This is a genomic window from Photobacterium sp. WH24, assembly GCF_019204055.1.
Lineage (GTDB): Bacteria > Pseudomonadota > Gammaproteobacteria > Enterobacterales > Vibrionaceae > Photobacterium > Photobacterium arenosum.
Map to the genome: position 1 here is coordinate 1 of NZ_JAGSOZ010000034.1, position 10819 is coordinate 10819.

A 10819-nucleotide genomic window follows, 5' to 3' on the forward strand; every position below is an offset into this window, starting at 1 on the left:
CGGTTCCGGGGGCTTTTTTGTTACCTCCAAAACCACCGCCTAAAGAGGGGGGGGAGGCTATTTGTTGGCTTCAACCATTGTGATGATCTTCCCGGCTTTCTCAAAGTGATCCAGTTTATGGGTTTGTATCCACCAGGTTGCCGCTTCCATCAGTAGCTCAGGGTCATCGTTTTTATTGGCAAAGAAGGCATAAAAAGACACGCCGACATTGTCACCCTTCTGAGCGATTTTTTTGTGGCAGATCTGAATGATTTTTTGTCGCAGCGATTCGCGCATAGGGTTGTCCTTAAACTGGGTTATTTTTGATGTTAAGTAATTTATCAGCCAGAGACGGCTGCTGACGAAATTGTCTTGGTGTCATGCCTGACCAGGTTTTGAAGCGAGTGCTGAAATTGGCCGGAATGGGGTAACCAACAATTTCCCCGATCTGTTGCACCGACCATTCAGACGAGCGTAACAGCCGGGCCGCGTATTCCATCCGCATCCGGGTTAAATGTGCAATTGGGCTGCGTCCCATGTACTGTTGGCATAATCGATGAAAATGCGGTTCAGAGCAGGGATAGAGCGCAGCCAGCTGGCGAACATCCCATTCTTTATGCAACTGGCGCTGGACGCGGTCGAAGACCCTTTTTAACCGAACCTGATGACGCGGTTGGCTAGTGATGTCCGGCGTGCGAAGCAGCAAGTCAATTTGCTGCACGCTGTGTGCGATAACGGCACCACTTAAATCAATCTGAAGAGATAGGCTTCTGAGCAGTGTCTGAATACAGGCGTACATAACCTCGGCCGTTGGCGTCAGAAGGTAGCTGATCTCATCAGTAACCAAAGCGGACCAATCCTTAGCCGTATCCAGAAACAGCCAGGCAATTTGCCAGCCTTCCTCTGCAATACCAAATCCGTTCTCAGCACCTGCAGGCACAATGATCATCGATCCTGGCTCCAGCAGCCAACGGCGTCCTTCACTTTCCAGCCACCCCTTGCCGCTCACCGTGTATATCAGCATGTGTTTTTGCGGATGTTTCCTGAACACCGAAAACTGTTCACGGCAGTGTGCTATCCCACATTGCACCAGGCCATGCTCTTCCAGCAGCAAGACTTTGGTTTGGTCCAGAAACTCCTGCTGCGTTTTCTCTGAGATCAGAAACCGCTCTTGCTTGTCGTTCATCTTGATAGTCTGGCAAATGTTTTAGATGAGCTGAAAGAATACGGCATTCAATCAGAGATTTACACTGTGCGCATAATCACCGGGGGAGAATTGTGATGTTGCTTTCAGCTCAGTACATTGATCGTGCATTTTGGCAGAAATTGCTGAAAATAGGTTTGCCTGTCTCGCTACAAGCGATGTTGTTTTCATTGCTGGGCGTTGTCGATATTTTCATGGTCAGCCAGCTGGGTGAGCAGGCAACGGCTGCCGTCGGCGTGGGCAACCGGATATTCTTCTTCAATCTGATCATGGTGGTTGGCGCCAGTGGTGCGGTAAATGTACTAGCTTCGCAATACTTTGGTGCCGGTAATATGGAAGGCGTTCGCCGCACGCTGGCCCAGTCATGGATGCTGTCCGGGCTGGTGGTCCTGCCCTTCGTTGTGCTGTATCTGTTGATCCCGCAGCCTTTGGTGGCACTGGTCGCTTCCGAGCCGCATTATGTGCAGTTGGCAACGGATTATCTTTGGATCACCGGGCCGAGCATTCTCTTTACGGCATTGGTGGTGCCACTGGAATCGGCGTTGCGCTCCATAGGGGACGCCAGATTGCCCACTATCATCAGCATCTTTGCGATAGCCATTAATGCCTTATTGAACGCCTTGCTGATTTTCGGTCTGTGGGGACTGCCTGAACTGGGTGTGCTGGGCGCAGGTATCGGCACAATCATTTCCCGGTTACTGCAAACCGCGCTGCTTTTCTGGGTGGTGGCTCGCCGCTATCCGCATCTGCTGCCTGAGCGTTTTCACTGGGTTGACGCTGTTAAACGTCATCATTTACGACGCTATTTCAAGGTGGCGATGCCAATGTTTGTTCATGACACGGGCTGGGCGGGCGGGCTGCTGGTCTATAACGTGCTGGTGGGCCAGTTAGGGGTCAGTGAGCTGGCGATTATCTCGCTGCTGTCACCGGTTGAAAGCGTGCTCATCTCGGCGTTTCTGGGCTTTGCGGTGGCCGCGTCAATCATTTTAGGTAATGACATAGGTGCGGATAACTACCAAAGGGTCGAAGGCACCGCCTGGTGGTATGTGCTCATCAGTTGCAGTTTCGCGTTATTGCTGGCCATAGCCTGCTGGCTGGCTCAGCCAGTGATTGTTTTTTTGATCGGATTAAGTCCGGTCGAACAGAAAGATCTGGCCGTGAATGTGACGCTGGTGATGGCATTTGGCATGGTGCTGAAAGTCTTCAATATGGTGGGGATCGGCGGCGTCATGCGCAGCGGCGGCGACATCAACTACAGTATCTTTATCGATTTGTTTGCCCAGTGGGCGGTAGGCATTCCGCTGGCTTATTACACAGGCCTGGTGCTGGGCTGGTCATTGGACTGGGTACTGGCGGTAATATTACTGGAAGAAGTGGTCAAGATAGGGCTGACAACACAGCGTATCCAGTCGAAAAAGTGGATCAATAATCTGATTCGGGAGCCAGAGATTGTCAGATAAGATTAAGTGAATAGACCGCCAGATATGGTGAATTTATCATCAGCAGCTTGCACTAAATTAGTTATCGGTATACAAGCTTGGTGAACAGCTCACAAATATAGCCATTAATAAGACATTTTATTGGCCTTATGTTCGCTTGGAAGCGTCGTTTTTGGCTTAGTCACATGAAATCCGCCTGATTAAATTACTTATTTGCCTGTCATTTCGACGGTTAAAGCTGTCGATCTGTTATTGCAACTTGTTGTTTTTACTGGATTGTTTTGAGTCTTGCACTGCATATAATAATGCGCTATTGACCAAATTTTCAGTGTGGCTAACGTGTTCAGACGAATTGTTTTACTTCTGCTAAGTATCATTATTTCCGCCTGCGGCGGTGAAGAATCCTACCCGGAATATCCGAAAGATCGCCAGCAAGGCATTCTCAGCGGCGTCGTTTTTGACGCTGCGGTATCCAATGCTACTGTCCGTGTCTACGAGTTCAATCACGGGAAGGTTGGCCGCCTGTTAGCCACTACGAACACCAATCCTGATGGTCGATTTTCCGTCGCTCTGACGGCGGGCTCGACACCTTTATATATTGAGTCCAGCGGTGGCGGATTTTTGGATCCTTATTCGAATCATGTCGTCACAGCAAATGACCGCGGCCCGATCAAACTTCGGACTTATGTGAATTTTATTGAAGGGCAGAGCCGAAAGGTCATGCTGACACCATTGACAAATATTGCAGTGGGCCTGGCTGACTACAATATGATTCGTTTGGGCCAGCAAACAGCCGCCGCCATTGAATCCGCCAATGCTGCAGTCAATAGCCAGTATGGATTCGATGTGATTGCGACAGAGCCGCTGGATATCTCAAAAGGTAACTGGAGTGCAATAGCCACACAAGGTCATCAATATGGCGCATTCTTACTGGCTTACGCTTCACTGGCCTATGAATCGTTGCAAAATTCGGGTGGCAGTGACAGCGAAAAGAATATCTACACGTCCTATAATCTTGCTGATCTTCAGTTTCGGGATATTCAGGCAACAGGCCAGCTTGATGGCTGGTCAATGGATGAAGTGTCAGCGTTACCTGTGGCTTTGTCATATGGTCTGCAGAAAATCAATGCCGACTTTTACACCAATTCCATGGCGCAGCATTTGCTAAGAGTTGTCAATAACCCGGAAGTGAATACCTCAGGTACACCGCCGGGTGATTATTCTACGCTGGTCAATAAGCTCAATAATGCGTCCGGAGGTATCTATGCCACCCGAACCCCGGAAATAATTGATGATGAACCGCCAGTTGTTGCACGTGTCGGTGAAGATGTATTGTCTGGTTCTGGGCTGGTCACTGTGAAAGTGACAGATTTTATCGGTATTGATTCCGTCAATGTTTTTATTCAGACAAGACCTGATGGGGGCAGCTGGGGAGAATCAGAAAGCTGCATGGGTAGCAATTCAGTATTGTGTCGTGTGCAATCTGAAAATATCAAAAGCGGGGTTCGCGAAGCCCAGGTTGTCACCAAAGTTAATACGCTGGCGATTGATCAACTATCCACTGAGGCAATACAAGCCCGCTTGGTGTTCGGCGTTGCCGATGTACTTGAGAATGCGAACAACACCAATTATGTTCCGCTTCAATGGGACAACATTGCCCCGACCATCAATGTCACTTCACCTGGTGCATTTAACCCGGTTAATCAGCAGATTTATATTCTGTCTGGCACCATTGAAGATGCCAGCTCCGATATTGCCAGTGTTTCAATTGGTGTGAATGCAGGAGTCCCTGAGCCAATCGCTTGTACCATGCAGCTTGATGAAGCAACTCAGGAAGAAGTATGCGTATTTTCTAAAACTTACGATAAAACACTGTTCATTGGCGGACAAACAAACTTCTTTATTTCTGCCAGTGACGTAAGTGGTAATACGAAAGTAGAACCGCATGTGGTGTTATCCGATACAACAGCACCCACTCAGGCCATTTCTTTCCCTCAAGTGGCAATGAAGTTTTTTGATGCCGATGCCGGTGAGTATCAGGACAATTTAACTCAGGAATACTTTCAGGATCTGTACGGAAAGCAATATCTGAATCTGAACTATGCTTATGCCCTGCAGGGATTGAAAGGTGTTCATCCAGACGTTGACTTCAGTGATTTTACATCATTGATACTGGATCAAAATCAGATCCCTTATCTGGTATTAACTGTGTCAGATAGTGCTGGCGGTTCTGAACTCACGCAAACATCGGCGGAAGATCTTGTTGTTACTGTCACTTATGAAGCCGGGAATATCGGGGAACAAGCAACGATCATCCATAAACAAGTGAACCTTGGTGATAAGATCCCTCATGAAATACTGCCAGATCCTGATGCAGATGGGTATATCAATCAGGTTCGGTACTTTATTCCGTTTGTGAAAGAAATTTTTGGCTCGGATTTTACCCGGGTCAATGAACAGCATGCACAAACCATTACCATTGTGACGAAAGATGGCTCAGGGAACACCTCGGTTCCTTATAAGTTCCAGTTTAAATCTACGTTCAACCTGCCTACTATCAAGGTAACGGCTCCTTATATTAACGCCTCAGTCAACGTGGAACGTTTGCTCGGTTCAGGAAAATGGGGACTGGTTGGCTCTTGTACGCTTCTGGCACAATCTTCAAATAGTTCCAGCGAAAAGTTAAAAGATGCTGCCAGCTGTACGCTGAACTCTCAGTTTGCCGGAGAGATCCACCGAGTGACCCTAACCGGTCCTGCGGCTCTCTTTTATAACTGGAGCAAAGAAGAGCGTCAGACTGTGACACTCACAGAAGAAAATGGCCTGCGTGCTTATGCTGTTGTGGGCGGAGGAAATGGTAATCGCGAGTTGGTCGTGACTGAACTTTCTGTGTTCCAGTCCGGTTTCTTCGATTATTTATTTGAACAGTCTGATAAGTCGCAAGCAACCGCCAAGAGTCTGTTGTCGCAAGTGGACGCGATGTTTGGGGAACAAACCACTCAATTTTTTGGTTTTAACCCGGTGTCGACGCGTTATGCTACAGCTGACGAACTAGCGCAGATCCCTAATCCGCCTTCCAACCCGTATCTGTACCGTTTCCTGCTGGAAGCTATGGTCAAAATGTCAGAAAGTGTGCCAATCAAGAACAGCATCGATCTGGCAAAATCTTTTTATAGTGATATCTCCAGTAATGGTAAGCCCGATGGCCTCAATGCTGCCGGTGAGTCGGTTGATTTTGGCGGTTTACCTCTGTCTGAGCGTTTTTACCGGGAAGAATTAGGGAAACAGTTTTATGAAGTGACAGCCGGTGATAAATCGATTTATTCAATCGATAGCAAGGTCGCTATGTATTACGCCAACCGTTTTGCTAAATCGGATCCCAAACTTCAGGGGCAGCCTGTTTTTACGAAGACACCCGAACCGGTTGATCAAGAACCGCCGAGTGTGAGTGTTGATCCCCTCGCGACAAATCTCGTTGAAACCAATAACAGGGTTTATATTAGCGGTGATCTGAGCGCTATTGCGAATGTGAGCGATCCATCAGGACTGGATAAGTCAACGTTTCCGACAAAACTGGAGTTATTGTGGGGAGATGACGATAGCGTGGATGCGACAAACCTCACTGGTGTGACAAGCATTCTGATTGATAACGATCCGTATCAGGAGAAACACCAGTTTGGGGTGAATACCCTCAATAATTTTCCTGGGATTGCCCGTTTAGATTTGTTGTTGAGCAGTAGTGACCGTGAAGGGAATAGCCATGGTTATCACAACATGCTGCCATTCTCTAAGATCTACTATGTCGATAATGAACCGCCTAGCTATAGTTTTACGCCGCCGTTCAGAGCAGACGCTCTTCCTGATGATACTTATATCAATACTAATTATAAGCAATTGCTGAAATTCACCATCGACGAAAGGGTCGGTGAGGATGCGTCAAGGCGCCGTTTTATTTTCCGTAATGGCAGCCAGGAACGTGTCGTTAGCAGCGATGAAATGGTCACAGAAGGGAATGTTGTCAAAATTTTCCTGTGCCGGGCAGAAAAGTGTAACGGGGACAGTACACCTACCGTCGATCTGGGGCCTGGTAAATGGGTGTTGCTCACTGAAGGTGGCGATAGCCTGGGGAATACGATCACTGCAACTGATCCAAATGTTGGGCGTTATCAGGTGAATATTGACTATGAAGAGCCAGTGATTCTGCCAACGGAAATTTCATTGTTGGGTGGTAACGAGCAGTGGGCACCGATCTCGGTGATTAACAATGGCGTCGGCAATGTCAGTCCATTAGGTGATATTCAGCTGCAGTTACATACTGGTGCCGGATTAGTAGAGTTGGAACCATGTATACAAGGCCAGGATTGTTCGGCTTTGCCGGCATATACACTTGGTGAAAAGGGGAATACTAAGGTTCAACTGGTGGCCGACAATTTGATCCATGGTAAAACCTATACCTTATATATTTCGGCACTAGACACAGCTTTCCAGCCAAATACAGGGGAAGGTAAGTTTGAGTTTAAAGTCGATAAAATGGGGCCGAGCATTACAACACCTACTTTAGCTGACGGCACTGCACCAGAATTATCGGGTAACATCATGGGCACCCGGTTTAAGGTCAGTATTGCCAGCATTACTGATGATTCAGGTGTGGAAGATGTCAGCGTCTGGCAAGAATTGGCTAATAAAAACGTACAGCTAGTTGAGGCTTTTAAACCTGAAGGCCTGAATAACATTGATATTAACTTGCAGCCAGCCAATACGGCATTGATTCAGACAGATGAAGGTAAACAAATTAAAATATTTGTGAAAGCCACAGACATCCATGGTTTCGAAGGACGTTCGAATTCGGTATCAACCTTGTTCGATAATGAAGGACCAACAATTTCGTTGATTAATTATAGTCCGGATGATTTCTATGTGCCTGGTTTTATCTTCAATGTTGCTGTAAGGGATGAAGGGATTAACCCTATAGCATCCGGGGCAGTTTCTTACTGGACTTATACCGGAAGCAGTCCAGCTCCTGGTGATGAAGGCAAACAACCCACTAATGAGACGCAGATAGAGACGAATATGCAGCAGGATTTCACGTTGAAGATTCGTGCTAAAGATATTCGTGGTAATACCCAAGAAAAACCTTTTTCAATCAAAGTAGATAAAACTGCACCAGAAGTTTCACTAACGGCGAGATATCAGGCAAATGATCTTGAAATTAGCCCAAATGAAAACATTACAAAAAATGGAACGGTTGATCTGTATCTGAACGCGTTCGATCCGGAAAGTCAGATCGACAGTAATATTGAAGCCAGCTTAACCCGTGACGGTAATACCGAAGGAGAAACCATTGTATTCAGTCCTGTTGAAGGGAATAGCACACTTTGGAAGTCTCAGCTCAATACCCAGATTGCAAATGATGGTCAATACAATTTGATCGTGACTGTCTACAACCGCGCCAAGGCGAATAAACCTGAAGAACGTAAGAAAAATCGTTTGGTAAGATCATTGAAGGTACAACGTGAAGGCTATAGTTTGTCAATTACCAAGCCGATTGATTTTGGTACACACGTATTTGGCCGGAGTTTCAGGGCTGAATTTAGCGTACAAAATGCCTCTGGTGCGATATTGAATAAACTTGAATGCTGGTTGCGTGAAGATTACAACAGTGATAAAGCGCCTGATAATGACACAACAGGCCTGTATAAGGTTTATACCAACACAGCAACGCCTGTTTGCCAGTTTGACAACGTGGACAGTAATTTGCTGATAAATCCAGTTCTGATTACTCGTACAACTGCAAGTAATGAGGCGCAAGTCGATCAGATCTTCTCGTTCAATATGCTGGATGTTGATGCACCTGTTATTGCAAATAAAGATGCCTTTATTCTTAAGCAAGGTGATGTTGACACAGTTGATGGTGTTAAGAAGTTGACGATACGTGTCACCGTGGATGATGTATTGTCAGGTATGGACAGTACAGCCGCAGTGAAGTTGCTCAAAGGTTTGACAGAATATGAGCCAACCAGTATTCAGCCAAGCAATGGTAATCAGACCATCACTTATACCTTCACTGGTAATTATGAAGATCTGATCCGAAGAGGCCAGATAGAGCATTTTGTGAAACTCACTGGTTTAAAAGACAGGGCTGGTAACATTGTGGTAGATACGGATGCGAATATCCAATTGCGTGTGCCGAATGTAAAGCCAGGCATTGAAATTACCGGAATGAAAGACGGTGACTTCATCAATGGTCAGAAAGTGATTTTTATCCTGAAAAATTCTGTGGGCGAAGATGCAAGACAGGAGAATATATTTGTTGATTTGGGTGAAAGTAGTTTTGACTTCTTAACTGACAGAGTTAATTTCCCCAGCCAGGCTATCTGTGCTGATGACCCTGCTTTTGAGTGCATAAAGTTTGAAGGGAATATTTCACCGACTCATAACAGTAGTACGATTAAGATTAAAGCTAGAATTGTAGATATATGGGGAAATGAAGCAGAAACCTTTATGGAACTTGGTATAGATAATAAGCCACCGAAAATCACAGATATTTACAGCATTGGTTCTAACACCAACAACCAAGTATTGCTGAACTTTGATATCTCAGATGAAGACAGTGGTTTGAAAGCCGTGAAATATACCGTTAAGGATATTGGTAATTCGTCGTTCATTGTAGAAAAGTCGGCAGGCGACGATACTATTGCTCAACTGGAGTTTGATACATCAAAACTGGGGAATGAGAAAAGCTTCCGGGTGGAGATCAAAGCGACGGATAATGTGGACCAAGTGCAGACTAAAGACTTCACTGTTGATATCACTAAACCAACAGTGACTTTGGAATTGCTGAATGTTGAGAAAGAACAGTCAAACCTGATACTGCAAAATCAAAATCAGACTTTTAACATCATTACATCAACTGTGCCAGATACTCGGGCAGAAGTGAGGCGTTATGTACTAACCTTGGTGGCCTTGGATCCGGGGTTGGACAATATTTCCGTTGACGGTAATTTTGCCGGTATCGCGTCGGTAACTGATAGCATAAGCCTCAATGAGAGTTTGCAAGGGCGTTATGATCTGAACTTGTCTGTGTTCGATAATCTTGGACGGGACATTAGCAGCTACAGCTTAAAAGATGAAAGTGTACCAACGACACAAAAGTCTGTTTTGGTTGATCTGGCAAACCCGGTTATTACCAATGTGCAATCCCAGCAACAACCGATTCCTCCGGTGAATAACAAGTTTGTTGTGCATGTGTTTGCTGACATCAGTGATCATCATTTGGTTGATAGTACGGTGACAGCAAGCCTGAACCAAGGCGGTTCAACTATTGCACCAGTCAAAGTTGTACGTCCGGATGCCCCGTCGAACACTTACCTGTTCGAGTTTCTGGTTGAAGCCGGTAGCTACGAGCTGACCCTCAATGCTGCTGATGCGGCCGGGCACAGCCAGAGTCAGATTGTTCCTGCGGTGACGGTGGCCCCGTGGCAGGTTCCGACTGTTGCTATCAGCACTCAGGACGGGGTGACCGATCTGGGCAGCGGCCAGGATACAGCCCTGATGTTTGAATTCAGCGAGCCGGTGACGGGTTTTGCTGCCGAAGATATCGTGCTGACTGCCGACAGCGGTGGCGATGCCGGTACCCTGAGCGGCCTGGCTGAGCAAAGCCCCGGCCGCTGGACGGCGGTATACCGTGCGCCGGTCGGTGTCGATACCGGAGTAAGCCTGAGCGTCACGGCCGACAGCTATGTCTCTGCTGCCACCCAGCTGGCCGGCAGCGCAGCCAGCCTGGCGTTGGATGTTGTTGGTAGCCCGCTGACCGCGTCTGTCTCCCTGCCGGAAGGTGATGAGGTCAGCCGTATCGGCACGATTGCAGTGACCTTCACCTTCAACCGCCCGGTCAGCGGCGAGGTAGTGCCCCTGCCGGAAGAAGGGGTGTGGAGCAATATTCGCAAGAACCCGGCGATGACGGAAATCACCTATGACTTCTCGCCTCAGGCTCTGGCTGTCGGTACCCATCAGGTGGGTGTTGCAGCCGGGTATCTGGATGATTACGGCAATGCCGGTCTGGCGGCCAGCGTGCCGGTCACGGTGACCAACATTGCCCCTGTGATTGGCGCGGATTTCAGTCTCTTCGAGCAGGGCGGCCAGGTGGTGATGGACGTTGACATCACGGATGCAGAATCTGCCCTGGCGTCGGTGCGTT

General features: G+C 47.4%; 4 protein-coding genes. 2 read left to right on the top strand and 2 right to left on the bottom strand.

Features of this window, described 5'->3' with window-relative positions:
* Nucleotides 1-57 precede the first annotated feature (57 nt).
* Nucleotides 58-276, bottom strand: coding sequence for a DUF6500 family protein (locus KCG43_RS21055; RefSeq protein WP_192016330.1), 219 nt, complete (start codon nucleotides 274-276; stop codon nucleotides 58-60).
* Nucleotides 277-286: 10 nt separating this feature from the next.
* Nucleotides 287-1165 carry an AraC family transcriptional regulator gene (locus tag KCG43_RS21060; protein ID WP_192016331.1) on the bottom strand — a complete coding sequence of 293 codons (879 nt, stop codon included), beginning with the start codon at nucleotides 1163-1165 and terminating at the stop codon, nucleotides 287-289.
* Nucleotides 1166-1260: 95 nt separating this feature from the next.
* Here KCG43_RS21060 and KCG43_RS21065 point away from each other — a divergent pair, with 95 nt between their 5' ends.
* Together KCG43_RS21065 and KCG43_RS21070 are read left to right on the top strand one after the other, a co-directional pair.
* On the top strand, nucleotides 1261-2643 hold the full coding sequence (locus KCG43_RS21065; protein ID WP_218387423.1) for an MATE family efflux transporter: 1383 nt from the start codon (nucleotides 1261-1263) through the stop codon (nucleotides 2641-2643).
* Nucleotides 2644-2961: 318 nt separating this feature from the next.
* On the top strand, nucleotides 2962-10819 hold a 7858-nt coding region (locus tag KCG43_RS21070), incomplete at its 3' end, for an Ig-like domain-containing protein (protein ID WP_218387425.1).